General features: G+C 38.9%; 22 protein-coding genes. 14 read left to right on the top strand and 8 right to left on the bottom strand.

All coding sequences use genetic code 11. The features are described from left to right. The first annotated feature begins 51 nt into the window (after nucleotides 1-51). From UFO1_RS16280 to UFO1_RS16265, 4 genes are all read left to right on the top strand, one after another. Nucleotides 52-732, top strand: a complete 681-nt coding sequence (locus UFO1_RS16280; protein WP_038672516.1) for a TerC family protein — start codon at nucleotides 52-54, stop codon at nucleotides 730-732. A 501-nt stretch (nucleotides 733-1,233) separates the two neighbouring features. Then, nucleotides 1,234-2,388 (top strand): twin-arginine translocation signal domain-containing protein, encoded by a 1,155-nt coding sequence (locus UFO1_RS16275; RefSeq protein WP_038672515.1) that lies wholly within the window; start codon nucleotides 1,234-1,236, stop codon nucleotides 2,386-2,388. Nucleotides 2,389-2,461: 73 nt separating this feature from the next. Next, on the top strand, nucleotides 2,462-2,833 hold the full coding sequence (locus UFO1_RS16270) for a hypothetical protein (protein ID WP_236639224.1): 372 nt from the start codon (nucleotides 2,462-2,464) through the stop codon (nucleotides 2,831-2,833). Nucleotides 2,834-3,019: 186 nt separating this feature from the next. Then, nucleotides 3,020-4,225: a multidrug efflux MFS transporter gene (locus UFO1_RS16265; RefSeq protein WP_038672513.1), complete on the top strand. Its 1,206-nt coding sequence runs from the start codon at nucleotides 3,020-3,022 to the stop codon at nucleotides 4,223-4,225. A gap of 20 nt (nucleotides 4,226-4,245) precedes the next feature. On the opposite strand, the gene UFO1_RS16260 is transcribed toward UFO1_RS16265, so the two are convergent. Next, a complete protein-coding gene (locus tag UFO1_RS16260; RefSeq protein ID WP_038672511.1) occupies nucleotides 4,246-4,860 on the bottom strand; it encodes a LysE family translocator in 615 nt (204 codons plus the stop codon). 149 nt (nucleotides 4,861-5,009) lie between these two features. Here UFO1_RS16260 and UFO1_RS16255 point away from each other — a divergent pair, with 149 nt between their 5' ends. Together UFO1_RS16255 and UFO1_RS16250 are read left to right on the top strand one after the other, a co-directional pair. Then, complete coding sequence (locus tag UFO1_RS16255) at nucleotides 5,010-6,338, top strand: phenylacetate--CoA ligase family protein (RefSeq protein WP_038672509.1); 1,329 nt, start codon at nucleotides 5,010-5,012, stop codon at nucleotides 6,336-6,338. A 42-nt stretch (nucleotides 6,339-6,380) separates the two neighbouring features. After that, entirely contained in the window at nucleotides 6,381-6,572 is a 192-nt protein-coding gene (locus UFO1_RS16250) for a hypothetical protein (RefSeq protein WP_038672508.1), read from the top strand. 190 nt (nucleotides 6,573-6,762) lie between these two features. On the opposite strand, the gene UFO1_RS16245 is transcribed toward UFO1_RS16250, so the two are convergent. Further along, entirely contained in the window at nucleotides 6,763-7,386 is a 624-nt protein-coding gene (locus UFO1_RS16245) for a hypothetical protein (protein ID WP_236639223.1), read from the bottom strand. A 135-nt stretch (nucleotides 7,387-7,521) separates the two neighbouring features. Beyond that, nucleotides 7,522-8,463: a 1,4-dihydroxy-2-naphthoate polyprenyltransferase gene (locus tag UFO1_RS16240; protein WP_038672506.1), complete on the bottom strand. Its 942-nt coding sequence runs from the start codon at nucleotides 8,461-8,463 to the stop codon at nucleotides 7,522-7,524. A gap of 201 nt (nucleotides 8,464-8,664) precedes the next feature. Between UFO1_RS16240 and UFO1_RS16235 the strand changes: the two genes are divergently transcribed. Further along, entirely contained in the window at nucleotides 8,665-9,096 is a 432-nt protein-coding gene (locus UFO1_RS16235; protein ID WP_236639222.1) for a hypothetical protein, read from the top strand. A 25-nt stretch (nucleotides 9,097-9,121) separates the two neighbouring features. Here UFO1_RS16235 and UFO1_RS16230 read toward each other — a convergent pair whose 3' ends face one another. The 4 genes from UFO1_RS16230 to UFO1_RS16215 form a co-directional block, all read right to left on the bottom strand. Continuing rightward, entirely contained in the window at nucleotides 9,122-9,817 is a 696-nt protein-coding gene (locus UFO1_RS16230) for a polysaccharide deacetylase family protein (RefSeq protein WP_038672504.1), read from the bottom strand. 468 nt (nucleotides 9,818-10,285) lie between these two features. Then, nucleotides 10,286-10,459 (bottom strand): hypothetical protein, encoded by a 174-nt coding sequence (locus tag UFO1_RS25290; protein WP_158442839.1) that lies wholly within the window; start codon nucleotides 10,457-10,459, stop codon nucleotides 10,286-10,288. A gap of 269 nt (nucleotides 10,460-10,728) precedes the next feature. Then, on the bottom strand, nucleotides 10,729-11,175 hold the full coding sequence (locus UFO1_RS16220) for a hypothetical protein (RefSeq protein WP_038672502.1): 447 nt from the start codon (nucleotides 11,173-11,175) through the stop codon (nucleotides 10,729-10,731). Next, entirely contained in the window at nucleotides 11,172-11,993 is an 822-nt protein-coding gene (locus UFO1_RS16215) for a DUF3100 domain-containing protein (RefSeq protein WP_038672500.1), read from the bottom strand. Before UFO1_RS16215 ends, UFO1_RS16220 begins: the two co-directional genes overlap by 4 nt. Nucleotides 11,994-12,326: 333 nt before the next feature. Between UFO1_RS16215 and UFO1_RS16210 the strand changes: the two genes are divergently transcribed. The 7 genes from UFO1_RS16210 to UFO1_RS16180 all read left to right on the top strand — a co-directional run bounded on the left by UFO1_RS16210 (nucleotide 12,327) and on the right by UFO1_RS16180 (nucleotide 18,983). Continuing rightward, nucleotides 12,327-12,884, top strand: a complete 558-nt coding sequence (locus UFO1_RS16210) for an RNA polymerase sigma factor (protein ID WP_038672497.1) — start codon at nucleotides 12,327-12,329, stop codon at nucleotides 12,882-12,884. A 12-nt stretch (nucleotides 12,885-12,896) separates the two neighbouring features. Further along, nucleotides 12,897-13,946 (top strand): hypothetical protein, encoded by a 1,050-nt coding sequence (locus tag UFO1_RS16205; RefSeq protein ID WP_038672495.1) that lies wholly within the window; start codon nucleotides 12,897-12,899, stop codon nucleotides 13,944-13,946. Between the two features lie 95 nt (nucleotides 13,947-14,041). Further along, nucleotides 14,042-15,421 (top strand): protease complex subunit PrcB family protein, encoded by a 1,380-nt coding sequence (locus UFO1_RS24125; protein ID WP_051788970.1) that lies wholly within the window; start codon nucleotides 14,042-14,044, stop codon nucleotides 15,419-15,421. A 184-nt stretch (nucleotides 15,422-15,605) separates the two neighbouring features. After that, nucleotides 15,606-16,304, top strand: coding sequence for an SIMPL domain-containing protein (locus UFO1_RS16195; protein WP_038672493.1), 699 nt, complete (start codon nucleotides 15,606-15,608; stop codon nucleotides 16,302-16,304). A gap of 214 nt (nucleotides 16,305-16,518) precedes the next feature. Then, the gene (locus tag UFO1_RS16190) at nucleotides 16,519-16,797 is read left to right on the top strand and encodes a hypothetical protein (protein WP_038672491.1); all 279 of its coding nucleotides are present in this window, start codon (nucleotides 16,519-16,521) and stop codon (nucleotides 16,795-16,797) included. Between the two features lie 165 nt (nucleotides 16,798-16,962). Next, nucleotides 16,963-17,592 carry an HAD family hydrolase gene (locus UFO1_RS16185; protein ID WP_038672489.1) on the top strand — a complete coding sequence of 210 codons (630 nt, stop codon included), beginning with the start codon at nucleotides 16,963-16,965 and terminating at the stop codon, nucleotides 17,590-17,592. A 77-nt stretch (nucleotides 17,593-17,669) separates the two neighbouring features. Beyond that, complete coding sequence (locus UFO1_RS16180) at nucleotides 17,670-18,983, top strand: serine dehydratase subunit alpha family protein (RefSeq protein ID WP_038672487.1); 1,314 nt, start codon at nucleotides 17,670-17,672, stop codon at nucleotides 18,981-18,983. A 105-nt stretch (nucleotides 18,984-19,088) separates the two neighbouring features. Here UFO1_RS16180 and UFO1_RS16175 read toward each other — a convergent pair whose 3' ends face one another. Then, entirely contained in the window at nucleotides 19,089-19,526 is a 438-nt protein-coding gene (locus UFO1_RS16175) for a DUF4879 domain-containing protein (RefSeq protein WP_038672485.1), read from the bottom strand. Between the last annotated feature and the right edge of the window lie 103 nt (nucleotides 19,527-19,629).

Genomic DNA, 19,629 nt, shown 5'->3' with positions numbered 1-19,629 from the left:
TCTTAGGAGGCAAGGTCTATTTTGTATATAAAAATAGAGGAGGTCTTTATCATGTTTACTAGTATGTTTGAGGCGGAGTTTTTAACTGCTCTTTTATCAATTATAGCTATCGATATTGTTTTAGCCGGTGATAATGCAGTCGTAATTGCCCTAGCATCGCGGAAATTGCCAGAGGAGCAACGTACCAAAGCAATTTACTGGGGGACTTTCGGTGCCATTATCATTCGTGCACTGATGACGATAATTGCCTTATGGTTGCTTCGTATTCCTTATTTACAAGTTCTTGGTGGTATTTTATTGATTCCTGTAGCAATTAAACTAGTTAAGCAAGATGATTCCCATGAAAATATCAGTGCTTCTTCCAGCCTTGCAGGGGCGATTCAGACAATTATTGTAGCAGATGCAATTATGGGGATTGATAATGTGATTGCTGTTGCCGGTGCATCTCATGGCAACATGCTCTTGGTCATACTCGGATTATTAATTAGTGTTCCCATTGTAATTTGGGGTAGTAAATGGATTTCGGCCTGGATGGTGACCTACCCTATACTTGTCTACGCTGGAGCCGCTATTCTAGCTTGGACAGCTGGAGGGATGATCATGAATGATCAGATTGTCGGGACTTATTTACGACATCTTTCTGAGTTAACAGACTTCATGATTCCTCTTGCAATTACAGCTTTAGTATTGCTGGTAGGTAAGATTAGGGCCAAGAATTCAGTTTTAAAGTAAAAAAAGGATAAAGTCCTGCAGGGTGTTATCTTGTAGGACTTTTTTTATGGTATCAGAATTTATAAGTTTCTAGTTAAAAGGATTGAACCACAAAGGCACAATGCCGCTATCGCGGCACACAAAGAAGATGGGAATGAAATGGATAGAACTCCTTTGTATCTTTGTGGTTCAACAAGGGACGCGTAGCGTTTGCTGCTTTGGTAAACGTTGAACCACAGAGAACACAGAGCACCACAGAGGGCGCAGAGTAGCATTTATAATATGGTTTGCCATACGAACACCTCCCATTCTCTGTGTCCTCTGCGCCTCTGTGGTTCAAATCCTTTACGCCCTCCGTATCCAATGTTTTCTTTGTGACCTTTGTGTCTTTGTGGTTCAAAAAGGACGCGTAGCGTTTTTCTTATTACAAGTTGAGAGTTAACAAAATATTTACCTATAAGTAACAATAGGAGGAAAGGAAAATATTACAATCAGGATAGAAAATAATGGGAGGTGCATGTTATGGGACTAGAGTTTAATGACAAGGATGGTCTTTCAAGGCGCAGATTTTTGCAAGTTTCTGCGGGCACAGCAACCGCGATGATGGTTGCTACACTACCTAATCTTTCCTGGGCCCAAGTTTTAAAAACGGAAAAAGTTGGTCTTGATCAATGTTTGAATCTAACTCCGTTAGACATGGCTAAAAGATCGAATTTGGTTCAATCTGCTTATAGTTATATTACTGGAATTTGTGGTGAAATAAAAAATCAGGCATTACGCGATCAAGTATTACAAGTCATTCATAATCCTGCCCCTACATTTATGGAAAGATACACTACTAGTGATGCAAAAAGGATGTTATGGCAAAAATTAGTTGCTGCTAATTATGTAAGTGATGCGATTGGGGTAATGGATTTTTTACCACCCAATGAAAATATCCAAAAGGCTTCGCAACCTTTTTTCGCTGCTCCTGGGAGTGGATATATGAGTCATCATGCCTATCCAGGTGGTTTGGCAACACACACTGCATTCAACATACGATCGTCCCTTAATGTGTATCAAGCATATTTTGAAACTTTTGACTATAAACTCGACCGAGATATTGTTATTGCGGCCCAAGCTCTGCATGATTTGCATAAGCCCTGGGTCTTTCAATGGCAGGAGGATGGAACTAGTCTAAAAGAGATTACCCTTGCTGGGCAGGGGGCTCACCACGTATTAGGTATTGCTGAGTCGATTTATCGCGGTTTTTCGCCAGAAGTCGTTGTGGCCCAAGCTTGCGCTCACAATCATCCTGGTTCAGATAAAGATGAGGCAGAAGTAGTTGAGTGGATTAAAGCGGCTAGCATAATCGCCGATAAAGATCCTATACGGGAAGGTCTTTTGTCAGCAGATGGTAGTACTTTACCGATTCCTCGCCGCCAAGAGAATTTCGTTACTCATCTAGGTGACCATGACTGGGTTTTAAGTGGACCAGCCGTAAAATGGACATTGCCAGCTTTAAAAAATATTGCGAAACAGGAATATAAAATGAGCGACCAGGAGTTAAACGGTAAAAAATTTAATTACTTTCGTAATTATGTGTTTTCTCAATTTTCGGCTATGCGGTCTTATCAAGTGCTTGTCACTCAAGGTGAGGCAGGATTAAAGGCAAAAGTTAAGGAAATGATAGATTAGAACTATCTAAAATTTACCACGCATTGCATTTTGCATTTAGGCCATACTATTTATTGTAGAGGGTTCGTAATGGTTGAGCCAAGACTGGTGCCGGATCTTAAAAGGGTTCGGTATTGGTCGGCCAAAGATTATTGTCGGGTCGAAAGGTTCGGCAGTAGTCGGCGGGCAGATCGTTATATGTCTTGTAAGGCTGTGCGGCAGCCCAACTGTTGTCGTATGGTCAAAAGGGATGTATAACGGTCGAGCTAAGACTGTCATGGGTGCTGAAGCTATAGGGGTCGGCCGTTGTCGGGAGATTGCGACCGGTTCGGTAGGTATCTGTGGCAGTCGAGCAAAGGTCAGTATCGGTTGTGTAATGCTTGTGGGTAGTCGAAAGATTGCGTATAGGTATGTAATGATCGGTATTGGCTGTAGCGTAGATCATTACGGGCTCTTTATATATTAAAAAATGTACTCGTCACGCTCACACCTTACATGGTTGAGCGTTTTTTATTTTTAAGAACACTCTATTAGAAACATGTTTTCTATTTGTCACACTCTCCGAATGGTGGTACTATAATGAAATGGGCATAAGGTAATTAATTTTGTTGTGAGTTAGGATAGAAGAAAATTAAAGATATGCAGGTGTTACATGGAAATCTGGAGAAAAAATTTATGGGCTTGTTGGTTTGCCGTCTTTATTGTGTCATCGGGAATGAGCCAGATGGCCCCCATATTGCCTCTTTATATCGATCACCTTGGTATCCATGATGCAGCGTCAATTGCCAAGTGGTCCGGAATTGTTTATGGCAGTAATTTTATTAGTTTAGCTATATTTTCTCCTATTTGGGGGAAATTCGCAGATAAGTATGGACGAAAATCTATGATTCTACGAGCCAGCCTTTGGTTATCAATTATCATGACATGTATGGGATTTGCGGAAAATGTATATCAACTGACAGGATTGCGTATGCTGCAAGGAGCCCTTTCAGGCTTTCAATCGGCAGTTGTTACTCTAGTTGCTACGCAAACGCCAAAAGAACGAGTTGGATGGGCTTTGGGAGTTATTTTCAGTGGACAAGTGGGTGGTACTTTGCTAGGACCATTATTCGGAGGATACTTAGCAGAGGTAATTGGGTTTCGAGAAGAATTTATATTCATAGGGGTAATGTGCTTTATTGCATTTATTGCATCTTTCTTCTTGGTTAAAGAACAAAAATCTATTGAAAAGCAAGAAGTCCTCAATTTCCATCAAGTTTGGAACTGCCTTCCTAATCCGAAAGTAATGATATGTTTATTCATAACCACCCTTGTGTTGCAGTTAGGCCTTATGTCAATACAGCCGATTATAACCGTTTATATTACCCAGTTAACTTCAGATATGTCTCATATTGCTCTTATTTCAGGCGCAGTCTTTGCTGCTTCAGGACTTGCGAGTATACTAGCGGCTTCCAGGTTGGGAAAACTTTCAGATAAAATTGGACCGCAAAAGGTGCTACTAGCAGCATTAATTATGGCAGGAATACTTTTTATCCCGCAAGCGTTTGTACAGTACTCTTGGCAGCTGGGGATACTGCGGTTTTTGCTAGGAATCGCTACAGCAGGGCTGTTGCCTTCCATTAATAGTCTTATTAAACAAAGTACATCGGATGCAATTGCTGGCCGCGCTTTTGGCTATAACCAGTCTGCCCAGTTTTTAGGTATGTTTTTAGGTTCCATTCTCGGTGGTCAAATAGCTGCTGCTTTTGGTATTCGGTATGTATTTTTCTTTACAGGAGCATTATTATTGATCAATGCTTTCTGGGTGTACCATTCCATCTACAAAGAAAAGATTCAATGTTTGCCACTTAAAGAGTAGGCACTGCTTCTATTATAAAATTATAATCCTATAATAGAAGCGATGCCTAGTAAGGCTATAATAATACCTGCTGATTTGTTAATGAGGACTATGATGGATGGGGTCACTCTGCTGCGAAAATGACATACAATACTAGTGAGAGCAATCCACCAAAGGGCTGAGCCAATAAAAACCCCTAAAGCAGCTAGAAATGTTGTAAATAGATCTGTCACAAGAACTGCAATGCCAAAGGATGAAAAAACAGCGATAAAAGTAAACATAGTAACAGGATTGGTTAGTGTAAGGAGAAAAATCCCTGCAAATTGGTTATAAAGGTTACGGTTGCATTTCTTATTCTTGTCGTTGGGTGTGGGGGTAGCGCGAAATGTTAGAAATCCAAGGTACATAATGAATAGTCCGCCTCCCCAGCGAAAGGCTACATCGTACTGATGAATAAAGGCAGTTAGAACACTGAGTCCTGCTGCCGCTGAAGAACCATATACTACATCGGCTAATGCAGCTCCCATGCCGATAGCAAGTCCAGATATACGCCCTTCACTTAAGGTGTAGCGGATGCAGATTAAATTGACCGGTCCAATCGGAGCGGCGAGAAGAAAACCACTAATGATACATTTAATAAGAAGAACAGAATTCATATGCCTTCTCCTATAAAATAATCTACTAACAGTGTCGGCAAAAAGCCTTGCAGATATACTTTTAGAATGCATAAGGGCTAACGGTTCGGACATAATTAGAAAAAGACGATAAAAATGAGATTATAACCAGATTATATAGGAGAAGATTTATGATTGCAGAAGTTATTGACAAAACACTGCGGCGTTTTGAAGAACGTAACTATCAGCCGGCAGTAGTCAAAAAGGCCGGTAATTTTTTGCGTAACATGATGGAACACGGACTAAAGCCGGAGTTAATTGTTGCCATTCAAGAACGGCGACTGCGCAATGTTATAGAGTATGTGTATGCACATTCACCTTTTTATCAGCGTATGTTTGAACAATGTAAAGTACGTCCTGAAGATATAAGGAAGGCTGGTGATTTACATAAGCTTGCCTTTACTACTGCAAATGATATAAGAAAATGGCAGGATTTTCTTTGTGTGCCAGAAGAAAAAATGTCTGCTGTGTTCACTACTTCAGGTACAACCGGTGAACCCAAAAGAATGTATTATACCTATCGTGAAATGCAGACACTGTCCAATCTTTATGGCGCGGCAATTCGTGTTGTGCATACAGGAAGACTTGTTGCTTTGGTTGCCCTGCCCATCGGGCATGGTCTGTGGATTGGCGGCGCCAGTGTACAGCGTGCGGTGGAACGTGCAGGCGGGTTACCGTTAAATGTTGGTGCTGACAACCCGAAGGAAACCATTAAATGGATGCAGCGCTTTTCACCTAACTTTATTTTTTCTTCTCCGTCCTATATGACAGCCTTGACCCGTGAGGCACAAGAAATAGGTTATCAATACCACCTTGATAAAATTATACTCGTTGGTGAATTATTGACTTCAGCGCATAAAGAATTATTTACTGGATATTGGGGTGCAGCTGTTTTTGATAGTTACGGTTCAACGGAAATTGGCAGTGCTCAAACGATTGCTCTGCCAGAATGCAGTGCTTTTCACCTGAATGATCTGCATCTTATCACAGAAATTATTGATCCGATCACTGGTCAACCAGCGGAGGAAGGGGAATTAGTATTTACCACCATCCGTAGGGAAGGTATGCCATTACTTCGTTATCGATCTGGAGATAAGGCAAGCTGGGCGGAATGTAAATGCTGGCTGCCACTTAGGGCTATTAAGATTAAAGGACGTACTGATGACATGATCGTTGCAGGCGACATGAACCTTTATGGTCGTGTAATTGCTGATGCGATAAGTAAGGTCTCTAATGCTACTGGTCGGATAAAATTGACAGTAGCTAAAGAAGGGCTTGGCGATACAATGACGATTACAGTTGAAGGTAAACCAAGCAAAGAATCAGTGCATAAGGCATTACTGGCGGCATATCCTGAGCTAACGATTAACACACAAAATGGTAATTTACAATTGATTATCGAAACGTCGCTGGATCTTGGCTCCCAGATTAAAGATGTAAAAATAATGGATTTACGCTAGTTTCTTTGTGGGCTAGCGCTTAAATATAAGGAAGGTATTACTATGAGTAAAAGAAAGTGCCGTTGCGGCAGTACTCTTTTTGAGACGGTAGATATTACGCCAGTTGGCATGATGGAAAAAAGATGTTTTACCCGATGCTCTAAATGTGGTCTTGTAGTAGTTGGTTCTAATGATCCATCCGAAAAGATAAGTACTACAAAATGCTCCATACTACATTTTGTACGTAATAAATAAAAAAATTGTGAGAGCCTTCGGCTCTTTTAAAAAAAGATAAGAAAAGACTTGGCTTGTGCCAAGTCCTCGGACGCAGGCAGAAGCCTTAGTCGTTCTTACTTGGAATCAAGAAAGTGTTATACTTTCTGATTCCGTAAAATAAAAACTAAGATTTGGGTAGAATTTAGCTCCACCTAAATCTTAGTTTTCTTTATACAAATCTTTCCGGGAATTGTTTTACAATGCCATTGGCGAAGATGTCTGCCATAATTAAAGCCTCTTCTTCAATTTGCTCAAAGATTGCGATACTCTTTGTATAATCTTTGGCAATGATTGCAACGGCTTCTGCTTTCGTTAATGACAAATGTTTATACCACATTTGTCTCATACATTTCTTAGTCCAATAGGGATTGATGTGAGCTAGAAAGCAAACAATATCATCAGCATTGGCATACCATCGTTTCTCGGCATCTGCTGCTGCTTGGCTTTGACCAGCTTTAGCAGCTTTGACGAGTTCAGCCGCGATAACTAGATGGTCCGTAATTAAACAACCAAATTCATGGGCTGCTCTATGGCCATAAAAGTGCTTAAAAACCATTTCAAAATCCTTGGCATTACGTAGGAGCCGCTTGGTTGTTGCTTCTTCGTCAGGTAATTCATTCACAATGCTTATGATTGTCATTCTTGTCCAATACACATGTTGTTGCCAAAGCAGACGCATACAATCTCTTAAATCAACCTCCGCTTTAGTAAAGCACTCTTGATAAGAATCCATCAAATCGTCACAGTCATCTTCACAGATGAAAGATTCGTCCCAATCGGATTTTTTGATCATATTGGCTTACCCCCTTTTTCCAATATTAATACATAATATGCACACATTAGTGATTAAGGGAGTAACATAGCAAAAAAATAGCAATGAAGCCTACTATTTCTTGATATAGGCCTATTTTGATATTTTGTATTGTATTCACCAATAATGAAAAAGTAAACCGAGAATCAAGGAGAAGCCAAAAAGAGTGTTGGTTTGCGCTGTAGCCACCATGGCAGGCGCTAGGGATTCTGGAGTTATATTCTTTTGAAACCCTCGAGATGCTTGGATTGCTTTAGGTATACTAATAAAAGTTAAAAGAGACCAATAAGGTAATATTTCGATTGCTGCCAAGAAGATAATCCATAGGTAGGAAAAAATAAACATTCCCATTAAGCAGTATGTTGCTTTAGAGCGTTTTAAGAGAATCGCTAGCGTTTGTCGACCATGGTTTTTATCGTCTTCTAAATCACGCAAATTGTTAGACATTAATATGGCACCAATAAGAACAGAGGTAGATATAGAACCCATAATGGCGATATTCGTAACAGTACCAGTTTGAAGAAAGAAGGAAATAACAATAATTACGAGGCCCATACAAACTCCTGAAACTAACTCACCAAAAGGTGTTGCAGAAATGGGAAAAGGACCACCAGAATAGAGATAGCCTACAGCAGCGCAGCAAAGACCAATCGGTAACAGATACCAACTACTCTCATAGCAAAGGTATAGACCTAACAGGATAGCGGTAGCCGTGGTATATTGGGCAACTGATAATATCTTCCTGGGGGAAACCCCGTACCGAACAATGGCACCCCCAATCCCAACGGAATGTTCATGATCCAAACCGCGTTTGTAGTCATAATATTCATTGAATATATTCGTAGCAACTTGAATCAAAATACTAGCTATAAGCATAATAATAAATAAATCTAGACGAAAATGCTGAGAAGGGAATGCTAAAACTGTACCGATTGCTACTGGGATAAAGGATGCTGTTAGAGTGTGTGGTCGAAGTAGCTTCCACCAGATGCCCCATCTACTCCGAGCAAGTGGGGAAATAGCTTGTATAGGTTGTCCAGCTTGTTGCCCTATTTGCATATTGCGACACCTTCTTCTATTTTTCATCATTTAGGATATAACTTCCATGAAATAAAGAAAAATCCTTTATATAATTTTCCAGTTCTTTCTCTAGCAAGTTTGTTGTTCCTATTCCATTGTATAGGAACAAATAAAAAAAATTTACCAGGTATTGAGTTCTGTTTAAAAGCCATACTATTTATTGTAGAGGGTTCGTAATGGTTGAGCCAAGACTGGTGCCGGATCTTAATAGGGTTCGGTATTGGTCGGCCAAAGATTATTGTCGGGTCGAAAGGTTCGGCAGTAGTCGGCGGGCAGATCGTTATATGTCTTGTAAGGCTGTACGGCAGCCCAACTGTTGTCGTGTGGTCAAAAGGGATGTATAACGGTCGAGCTAAGACTGTCATGGGTGCTGAAGATATAGGGGTCGGCCGTTGTCGGGAGATTGCGACCGGTTCGGTAGGTATCTGTGGCAGTCGAGCAAAGGTCAGTATCGGTTGTGTAATGCTTGTGGGTAGTCGAAAGATTGCGTATAGGTATGTAATGATCGGTATTGGCTGTAGCGTAGATCATTACGGGCTCTTTATACAATTACATATTGTAGTAAGCAATTACGCGCTTATCCCTTTAAAAGGGTTGCGCGTTTTTTTATAGCTAGATGCTGGGATCGGATTGGGAATCAAGGTTTTTTTTCATAATATTGTAGTAGTTCACTAATTGTAACGAATTGATAACCGCGAGATTGAAGACTATCAATAATGAACTCAACTGCCTCAGGTGTCGCCGAGGGATATTTTCCATCATGCAAAAGAATAATACTTCCTGGTTTAATATCTTTTAAGATTGTATCAACGATTTCTCCGACGGAAGGAGATCGCCAATCAAAGGGATCAATTGACCATAAAATTGTGATGTATTCATTGTCTCTATTCAGCTGTAAGATTGTGTCATTATAGAAACCGCCCGGTGGACGAAAAAGAGTAGGTTTGGGGGCTACTTTCAAAATCGCTTTTTCTGTTTTAGCCAGTTCTTCTTTAATTTTACCTTTGCGTAGTTTAGTTAATTCTGGATGGCTATAGCTGTGGTTACCAACTTCATGCCCTTCTGCAATTTCTTGCTCTACAAGCTTTGGATACCTTTCAACTTGCTCGCCGACTACAAAAAAGGTGGCCTTCGCATTTTTTTCTCTTAAAATGCCTAGAATTTCAGCTGTACTTTCGCCTAGGGGCCCATCATCAAAAGTTAAGGCGACTACTTTCTGAGAGGTAGGAACTTGCGAGATAACTGGTGATATATCGACTAAATGGTCTTCAATCTTCATGGAAATTATTAAAGAAAAAACAAATGCGCATAACAGTCCCTTGTATAATTTCATGGTGAGCTCCTTATTGATGAAGTAATTATGTATCCAGTTTTCAGTAAATGTGCTTAGATGATTTGCGTAAAAAGATAGCTGGTTAATGAAATGAAAAATAACTTTTGTACTAGATTTTAAAGATAAGCACCTCTTATAGGGATTTTTATGTTTGAAAAAGTGTTAGTAGAACTGTCTTAGAATTATGATAAATGGTAATAATACCCACTTCGTTATCTTAAAATTTAGGTCTTTTTAATGATCCAACAGCTTTATCAATGTGCTTTATTTTTTTTACAGAAAATAAAAAAGTATTTGCCTGATGCAAATACTTTTTTACGGAATCAGAAAGTATAACACTTTCTTGATTCCAAGTAAGAACGACTAAGGCTTCTGCCTGCGTCCGAGGACTTGGCACAAGCCAAGTCTTTTCTTATGCAATTTCCAATTAAGAGACATTCTATGAAAATATTACTTAGGTCTAGCATTCTAGTAATGTTGCGTAGTAACTTTAGGCGGTTCTATAGTATGCATTTCTTTCTGCTGAGGTGGCGCATCGGGATTTTCCTGAACTCCATTTTGCGCTGTCATATATTGAGGCTCATTTTCCGACTGCTCTTTATTATAGGCATTGAGAATGTCATTAGTAGTGGAATTTTCCAAGTAAAACACCTCCGATATTTACTGTTAGTTTAACCTGAAACTATAGCAATAATTAGAGAAAGAGATGAAAAAAATTAATTGATAGAAAAATGACTGTGATATATATATAGAATTAAAGCAAGCAAAGAGTATTAAAACTCCTTGCTTGCTTTTTAGCGGAATCAGAAAGTATAACACTTTCTTGATTCCAAGTAAGAACGACTAAGGCTTCTGCCTGCGTCCGAGGACTTGGCACAAACCAAGTCTTTTCTTATATTATGTAGGTAGTGTTATATGATACCTTCTAATTTTAGCATAAGTTGAGCGACGGCAGTTGCGCATACAAATGTTCCTGTATATACGGTCAATGCTACGATGACAATACGCCATGACATTTTCTTAAACATAACTAAATCTTTACCAACTGATAGACCGGCATAAGCCAAAATAGGTGTAATCAATGCCAGAAAATCGACCTTATTGGTATAAGCGGTAATCAATCCAGCATAGGGCGATATAGGTGATGTTGCTAACAAAGCAATAAGGGAAATCCAAAATACCATTGGTAATTTAATTGGCATAATTTTAGCAAGGCCCATTCCTATAAGTGTAACGGCCATAATCATTAAATACCCGATCATAGCATCTGTGATCGGGTAATGATAGCCAATCGTATTGCCCACAACAATCATAACTCCCATAAGTAGTAATACTAAAACTGTTTCACCTGTTTTCATTTTGCCACACCTCCATGAGTTTTCGGGTTGGCTTGATTTTTACCGATGATTGGTGTAAGAATTTTATATAACCGTTCGGTTAAAGGTAATGAAACAAATAAGCAGAAATAAATTCCGATAATTGTTGTTAACAAATTACTTGCCCCAGCATACATTAAGATTTCATTTTTATTCTCAGGGAATACTGCTATAATAGCACCTGATGCAGCTGCCATCATACTGCCCGAGCCAACCCCTGCCCCCATGGCTAATGCGTAAGGATGAAACAGATTGAGAGCTGCTAAATATCCTGCTAATAATCCAAGCCACACGGCACCAAACAAGGTGCCACAAATATATACGGACATAACACCTCGTCCTTCTGGTGAATCCATTCCGTACTTTTCAGCAATAATAGCAATGTTCGGTTCACGGTCAATGGAGAAAGTTGCTCCGATCGCCTCACGACCCAGTCCTAAGAAGATTGCTAAAGGTAAGCCTAAAATTACGGTACCCAAGAAATGTCCTAACTCTTGCAGTGATAGGGCTAGGCCAGATTGAACCACTTTAACTAGGGATGGACCGATAATTAATCCTAATTTGGCAACTAAAATAAAGGTAGTCAAACTCAAGACAGTGGAAGCAGCATTCATTTCTTGCAGATTAATAATCTTAAGCCGTGGCCAGCTTACGATGCCCCCTAATACCATGGCGTATAACATAGGTAAAAACAACAATACACCAGGACCCATTTGCACTTTATGTGCTCCAATTAACTCGCAGATAACAACAATGATGAAAGCAGCAACATGAATTTTCCAATCTTTTAAAATACTCAATATAGACCCTCCTTAATAGTGTAACTTCTAGTACATATTTTGCTTCTTCATTAGGATATTCTGATTTTTTTTAACCAAAATATTACCATAAAAATGATTGTACTATTTTATTAATACTTTTGTCAAATTGGAAAGAACCGTAAATGTTATTTAAATGTATCTTGATTACATTAGCTAAAGGTATATTACACCTGCCTATTGCGGGGAAAACGAGTTTTTTTATTAAAAAAGTAATATTGATAAATAAAGTAGAAGATTGCGTTACTTTTTTCAATGTGTAGCGTTTATAATAGATGTCAGATGTTTTCTGATAGAAGGTGGGTGACCAGGGCGGTGACTGATGAAAAAATACTTATTACAAAAGCGCAAGAGGGAGATAGGGAAGCACTGGATACCTTGGTTTCCAGCTATTGGCAACCAATTTATCGGTTTATTTATAGCAAACTTGGTAATGAAGATGATGCGAAGGAAATTACTCAGGACACTTTTATGAAGGCATTTCGTTCACTACCACAATATAAAATTCAAGATGTATCATTTAAAAGTTATTTAGGACGGATCGCCATAAATTCAGTGACAGATTTTTGGCGGAAGAAAGGCCGTACACCACAGAGTGTCAATATTACCGAATATCAGGAATCAATTCTTGATAAAAGGGAAAACCCAGAAGAACATACTCTTCGCCTTGAAGGGCAAGAACAAATAGCTAATTTAGTAGAAAGTTTACCTGAGGAGCAGCGTGAAACGGTAAAATTAAGAGTTATTTTAGGCTTATCGATTCGCGATGTTGCCCTGCAGATGAATAAAACGGAGTCTGCAATCAAGATGCTTCAGCAGCGAGCATTAAAAAATTTACGTAAAATGTGTCTTGATGTAGGCATATTGAGATAAGGAGGTGGGGAGATGAGCCAAAAAGAATGTAACGAGGCAGAAGAACTGAATCAATATTTGGATAGCATAAATGCAGGTAGGCATCCTAGTGTGGAGGATGAAGAACTAAAACAATTAACTGACCTAGCTGTTTTCATCAATCAGTCTTATAACCAGGAGGAACTACCACGTGTTTTGATTGATGAAGTTGTTGATAATATCGCAGCTGAATTGCAGGCAAAAAAACAGAAACGTCGTACACATTGGTTGTATAGCGGCTTCCTAGGAACAGCAGCCGCTGTAGTAATTGCGGCATTTGTCCAGTTTGTATTGCCCCAGTCAGTTGATCAAAATATTGCCCAGCAAATGGATGGTAGTATAGAAGCACCCAAAGTGGTAGCTAATGCAAAACAATCCGAAGAAACAAAGAGTACAAAACCAATGGACACTGTAGTTACTCGGCAGGCTCCATCTAAGGAGAAAACAGAAGCACCACCTGTGGTTGTACCAGTTGAAGAAAAAGCTACTACATCTGCTTCCAAGGCACTTGCTGAAATCGTAAATGTGGCTCAATCGCCAGAAATAGAGCAAAAATCAGTAGCTTTACTTCAAGAAGAAACGCCTAAGGATATAACCATGCGAAAGAATGTTTCTATGGCGAAAGCATTCACTAATTCCGAGCAAGAAGAAAGAACAATTCAACCCGAAAGAAAATCTACTAAGATCATGGCAATGCCTAACCAAACAGCAACGTCGACAACCATTGATAATACTACCGGGATAATCAAGCAGGTTTACAGTTTGGGTAATCACGATGAAATAATTATTACTCAAAAACTACAAGATGAGAGTAACGTGAAGAGTAGGCAAGTTTCTAAACAAGAGAAAGAGCAGAGGGGAGTTAAAAGCACAGTAATAGAACCTCTCGCTAAAAATGCAAAAGAGACAGAAAAGACAAAAGAGACAATGAACAGGTTAACTACGAAGGTTGACAAGTATGATATTACAATCGAAGGTGCAAAAACATCGGAAGATCTGAAAAATATAACAGAATCGCTGGTTGAAAAAGAGATGGAACAGTAAGTAAAAAAAATAGTAATACAATCCGTTACTTTTTGGATTGTATTACGTTTATCACTATGAATGACTAATCAGTCAGTGAAAGGAAGAAAGATAAGATGAACAGTAAGATGAAAAAAATCGCATCCTTCGCAGCAGGTGCAGCGATATTGACTGCAGCTACAATGCCAGTATTCATGCCAGAGCGCGTTGCTGCAGCAGCAAAATGGGTTAATTTAAGGCCATCCGTTTCTACAGAAACAAAGGTAGAAACAAACGATAGTTCTAATGATGTAGAGATAGCTACTCCTATAGAGGAGGAAGTAGTTGGTGGAGTCGTAGTTCTTAACAAAGATGGAGAAGCCAAAAGAATCATTATAGAAGAGAACGGAAATGAAAAGGCAGTAGCTGTTGCCGTTGATAAAGAATTAGCGGCAAAAAGGCAGCAAGCTGTGGATGCTGGGGAGCAAACTTGGTTATTGGATCCAGTAGAAGTAGTACGCAATGATGCAGAAAAATACGGCTTTGATGGGCAGAATGATTCCATTACCCTAGTATCACCTTTAGAACAAACTGAAGGCAGAAAAAAGGTACTTGTAAGCCACGGTACAAAATATTATGTAGTAGAATTAATGCAACCAGCAGGATCATCTGGCAACAAAATTTGGCAAATCATATCCATTAAGGAAGTTAAGGCAACGGCTACTCATAACCATCATAAGCCAGACGTAGGACTAGGAGTGGAAGGCCTTAACTATGATAAAGTAATCAGGTGGCAACAAAACGTAGATGAAGGCAGAGAACTTTGGCGTCTTGACCCTATGCAAGTTGCGAAAATCGAAGGGAAAAATTATGGCTTTACCGAGCTAGATACTTTTACGATCGTCAAAAAGCAAAGTAGTAGCGCAATTTCTCGTCATGGGGAAATCGATTTTGAGGTAATTCATCAGGGAAAAAAATATTCAATGATCTTAGTTAAACCTTTTGGCGGTCCAGATGCAATTTGGACAACCTATAAAGCACAATTAATCGATAATGTACCTGAACAACCATCGAAAACGAAAATATTGTTTGAGACAAGTAAGTATGAAGATTGGAAATTCTATAAATCTGAGTATCCTCAAGATATGTTTTTTGCTACTATCGTCAATTCTGATGGACAATTAGCCTATGACAATCGTGTTTCAGAAAATATAATAAATAAGTTCAAAAGACCAGAGTTTAATAATAAAATAGTTCTGTTTGCAAATATGGGAGCTTCTTCTGCTCAATCTGATATTGGTATTGAAAAAGTAACTTTACATGGAAATGATATGACAGTATATGTTCATACCAAAAGTCCACGCCCGGATGAAATCATTACAATGAATATCATTTATCCTGATGACTATGTTACGATTGATTCCAGTATCCTGCGGGAACGTGGCACTATGAATATTACTTTTGTTGATCAAAAGGGTAAGGTGTTAAGTAAAAATAAGCTAACAATTAAGGGGTAATTACTACTTGATTTAGAATAGAAGAGTAGAAGGGCAGGTTACTTCCTGTCCTTCCCTAAAAATTTGCTAGATAAAAAAGGTTAATATTGCCGTTACCTTTTTCAAAAGCAAACGTTTAAAGGAGTAGAAGGGTACAACAAACAATGTTGTTAGTTCAAAATCAAATTATTTGGAGGTATATAAAATGTTTAAGAAAACAATTCTATTGGTGGCCATGAGCTTGCTGTTAGCTGTTCCAGCCTTTGCGAGTGAGGCTTCCAAAACAGTGGTACAGGTAACTGGAAATAGTCAAAAGGAAGTTATTCCTGATGTAGCCAAAATTACGCTTTCCGTGAACTCGGTTAATGCCAGTCTAGACAAAGCAAAGAATGAAAATACTCAAATCGTAAATCGTGTATTTGCTAGTCTAAATGATCAGGGAGTAACAAACGAACAAATCAAAACAAATACATACCAGGTGGATCCAATTTACAACTATGAAAAAGATAAGTTACCTAAGCTGGAAGGGTACCGTGTAACTAATGGCCTAGAAATCCGTACTTCTATTGATAAAGTAGGAATTTTAGTTAATGAAGTTACTAACGCAGGTGCCAATGAGATAAATTCGATTCGTTTTGAAACAGCAAATGAAACAGACAGCAAAAACGAAGCATTAAAAGATGCTGTTGCAGATGCGATGAAAAAAGCCGAAATAATTGCCAATACGCTGAATAAAAGAGTTGCTAGAGTAACCCTTGTGAATGAGTCTGGTGTGTTTTATCACCCAGTTATGATGGAAAGCAGAATGCTAAAAGCAGCAAGTATGGATGGGGCTGCACCGAATATTCAAGCCGGTAAAGTAACCATCGGAGCTACCGTTCAAGTAACTGTTGAATTGGAATAGTTTTTAGTAAGGCACAAAAAAATCAAATACTAGGGCAGACTAATATAGTAAAAAGAAGTATTTGTTTAAGGCAAATGCTTCTTTTTCTTGTAATATTGTCATCAGCTAAATACACCTCCTATGGCGCTTTTGGCAAATACCGTTATAGTAACCTAGAACATCATACTGCTATTTTTCATAAGATGTTACAAAGTGATAAAAGGAGTGTTTTTTAATGCGGAATTATGATAAGACAGACAGTATAAATCGATTGTATGACCATCAATTTGCATTAACTATGGATGAATTTTATTACCACTACGATACATTAAAACGATTATTGTCATTCCCGTATAGTCAAGCTATATATGTACAGGTAAATATATGTCTAGACAGATGTAAAATGCTATACGATCGAGCTCTGCAAACTGCCAATACTCCTGCACAAAAGCAAGCTGCATATGATGCATATCAAGATTGTATTAAAGAGTGTGGATTGCGTTCTTTTAGGTAACAAAACTAAAATTGACAGCTCTATAACTAGAAGGAAAAAACAAATTCCTGTAAACATAAAGAAGCTTGCAGGAGTTTGTTTTTTATTGGTAAATATAGTATTAGGCATGTTCACGAGAGTTAGTCTGAAACTGGTCAGACTAAGAATTTGGATGGAGGATGAATCATGTACAAATATCTGATATTTGATATCGATGGAACAATTATTGATACAGAAAAAGCGGTTATCGGTTCATTACAAAGATTATTAAAAGTAGAGACCGGTATTGATTACCCATCGAATGAATTGTCTTTCGTATTAGGCATTCCAGGACTTGATGCATTAAAACAGTTAAACATTGCAGATACTGAAAAAGCATGTGATAAGTGGAATGAGTATTTAAAGGAATTTTATAACTCTATACGGGTTTTTCCCGATTTAGAAGAAATCATAAAACACTTGCATCATCTAAAGATTAAAACAGGTATTGTAACATCAAAAACAAAGCAAGAGCTAATTGACGATTTTTACCCTTTTGGCTTACATGACTATTTTGATTATATAGTTTGTGCTGATGACACTACGAAACATAAGCCTGATCCAGAACCGATATTAAAGTGTTTAAAAATGGCTAAATTATCTCCAGCTGAAGCGATTTACATCGGTGATACTAGCTATGACATGCAAAGTGCCCATAATGCAAGTGTTGATTTTGCTCTTGCATTATGGGGAGCGAAAGATCCGAATCTCAATGCGAAGATAAAGTTAAGTCATCCAAGAGAGCTTTTAGATATTGTAGGAATCCCAACAATATAGATGTTACTCACTCCCTGTGTATTTTTGTTTACTACGTATTTGAAAATTAAATAGAGTTTGAAAGGATGTTAAATAGCATGGAAAATATAGCTTCTAAAGAGATCAATCCCTTATGGTTAAAATTCATCAAAGTTTTAAAAAAGGAGGTAGTGCCTGCTTTAGGATGCACGGAGCCAATTTCTTTAGCATTGGCTGCCGCTATCGCTGCTCAGAGGTTAGGAAAACCAGTTGAAAAAATTGAAGCCAAGGTCTCGGCAAATTTAATGAAAAATGGCATGGGGGTTACTGTACCGGGGACTGGTACAACAGGGCTCTTTATTGCAGCTGCTGTAGGTGCTATCGGCGGCGATCCCGAAGGAAAACTAGAGGTGCTTAAAAACCTGACGCCAGAACAGGTTGATACAGGCAAGCGCATGATTGCAGAGGGGCGGGTCCAAATAACGATTGCGGATGTACCCCATATTTTATATTCAGAAGCAAAGGTTATATGTCAAGACAAGTGGGTGACAGTCTCTATTGCTGATAGCCATACAAATGTGATACAAATTGAGGAAAATGGCAAGATAGTATTCCAAGTGGAGTCAGAGAATCCTGCAAAGGATACGAAGGAAGAAGAAATTTCTTTGGTTGGTCTAAAAGCTCAGGAAGTATATGATTTTGCCATCAATGCACCATTAGATTTGATTGGTTTTATCCGTGAAGCTGCTATATTGAATAACTCACTATCTCAAGAAGGAATGAGCGGACGCTATGGATTGCGTATTGGCGCAACAATGGATTTTCAGATGAACCAAGGACTTTTGCCGGAAGGTCTCTTGACTCAGATCTTGATGCGTACTACTGCGGCTTCAGATGCGCGCATGGGCGGGGCCGCTCTGCCTGCTATGACCAATTCTGGTTCTGGTAATCAAGGTATATCGGCAACAATGCCTGTCCTTGTGGTAGCCGAGCATGTAAAAGCCAATGAAGAGACCCTAACAAGGGCTTTGATACTATCGCACATGATGGCGATCTATATCCATGATAAGCTTCCTAAGTTATCAGCCCTCTGTGCCGTTACGACTGCTTCTATGGGATCAGCAGCAGGAATGGCTTGGCTGCTGAAAGGAGACTTTAAGGCGGTCAGCATGGCTATTTCTAATATGATTGGTGATGTGGCAGGGCTTATCTGTGATGGGGCATCGAATAGCTGTGCAATGAAGGTTTCTACCTCAGTTATGTCTGGATATAAGGCAGTACTAATGGCCCTAGAAGGGATTCGTGTTACTGAAAATGAAGGTATCGTTGCTGAGGATGTGGATCAATCAATTGCCAATTTGGGAGAATTGGCTTGCCAAGGAATGGTTCAGACGGATGGCCAGATTTTGCAAATCATGCTAAATAAGAAATAAACGATATCATGTTAATGTATTCGAATTACAGTAAGAAAAAGAGATAAGCGTAGAGATAAAAAAAGTAGGAGATATACACTCCTACTTCTTTTTATCTTTTTTCAGTTAAGGCTGAGGTTTTGCTTTAACTCCATATACAGTACTATAATATGTACCCGTGCGTATACCGTCAGCTTGTACCGCAATAATTCCTGTTCCATAGGAAATAGGAACTTTAAATTGGTAAACCCAGCCAGTAAAAGGATTACCAATACCTTCTCTACCAAAAGGTTCCGTTACTTGCTCAACTGGAATTTGTGCTCCATTTTGATATAAGAAAATACGATTTGGATTAGGATATCCAGTAAAACGAACAGCTACATAAAAATTTTGTCCATACAAAGTCGTCATCGGAATTTGTTTAACGTCTATCCAACCAGTATTGTCAGCACCAACATGTGTAATCTGGACGTTTGATAAATTTGGTGCAGGCCCAGCGCTAGCTAAAGATGTTACTAAAGTGAATAAGCAAAATAGTATAATTAACAGAATCGATTTTCTCATAGATTTAGTACTCCTTATCGTTTTGCTCATTTTCTTGTATCTTCTACAAAAAGATTGTTTTTCCTTTTGAATTTATAAATGGGAAGTCTGTTTAGAGTTGCCT

The organism is Pelosinus sp. UFO1 (assembly GCF_000725345.1).
Classification (GTDB): Bacteria; Bacillota; Negativicutes; order DSM-13327; family DSM-13327; genus Pelosinus.
Note: the sequence above shows the minus strand (reverse complement) of the source record. Positions and strands in the feature narration are given on the sequence as shown.

Bases quoted from the DNA above. Each gene is read 5' to 3' on its own strand.
- UFO1_RS16280 (WP_038672516.1), top strand. From the start codon at position 52: ATGTTTACTAGTATGTTTGAGGCGGAGTTTTTAACTGCTCTTTTATCA.
- UFO1_RS16275 (WP_038672515.1), top strand. From the start codon at position 1,234: ATGGGACTAGAGTTTAATGACAAGGATGGTCTTTCAAGGCGCAGATTT.
- UFO1_RS16265 (WP_038672513.1), top strand. From the start codon at position 3,020: ATGGAAATCTGGAGAAAAAATTTATGGGCTTGTTGGTTTGCCGTCTTT.
- UFO1_RS16260 (WP_038672511.1), bottom strand. From the start codon at position 4,860: ATGAATTCTGTTCTTCTTATTAAATGTATCATTAGTGGTTTTCTTCTC.
- UFO1_RS16255 (WP_038672509.1), top strand. From the start codon at position 5,010: ATGATTGCAGAAGTTATTGACAAAACACTGCGGCGTTTTGAAGAACGT.
- UFO1_RS16250 (WP_038672508.1), top strand. From the start codon at position 6,381: ATGAGTAAAAGAAAGTGCCGTTGCGGCAGTACTCTTTTTGAGACGGTA.
- UFO1_RS16245 (WP_236639223.1), bottom strand. From the start codon at position 7,386: ATGATCAAAAAATCCGATTGGGACGAATCTTTCATCTGTGAAGATGAC.
- UFO1_RS16240 (WP_038672506.1), bottom strand. From the start codon at position 8,463: ATGCAAATAGGGCAACAAGCTGGACAACCTATACAAGCTATTTCCCCA.
- UFO1_RS16230 (WP_038672504.1), bottom strand. From the start codon at position 9,817: ATGAAATTATACAAGGGACTGTTATGCGCATTTGTTTTTTCTTTAATA.
- UFO1_RS16220 (WP_038672502.1), bottom strand. From the start codon at position 11,175: ATGAAAACAGGTGAAACAGTTTTAGTATTACTACTTATGGGAGTTATG.
- UFO1_RS16205 (WP_038672495.1), top strand. From the start codon at position 12,897: ATGAGCCAAAAAGAATGTAACGAGGCAGAAGAACTGAATCAATATTTG.
- UFO1_RS24125 (WP_051788970.1), top strand. From the start codon at position 14,042: ATGAACAGTAAGATGAAAAAAATCGCATCCTTCGCAGCAGGTGCAGCG.
- UFO1_RS16195 (WP_038672493.1), top strand. From the start codon at position 15,606: ATGTTTAAGAAAACAATTCTATTGGTGGCCATGAGCTTGCTGTTAGCT.
- UFO1_RS16190 (WP_038672491.1), top strand. From the start codon at position 16,519: ATGCGGAATTATGATAAGACAGACAGTATAAATCGATTGTATGACCAT.
- UFO1_RS16185 (WP_038672489.1), top strand. From the start codon at position 16,963: ATGTACAAATATCTGATATTTGATATCGATGGAACAATTATTGATACA.
- UFO1_RS16180 (WP_038672487.1), top strand. From the start codon at position 17,670: ATGGAAAATATAGCTTCTAAAGAGATCAATCCCTTATGGTTAAAATTC.
- UFO1_RS16175 (WP_038672485.1), bottom strand. From the start codon at position 19,526: ATGAGAAAATCGATTCTGTTAATTATACTATTTTGCTTATTCACTTTA.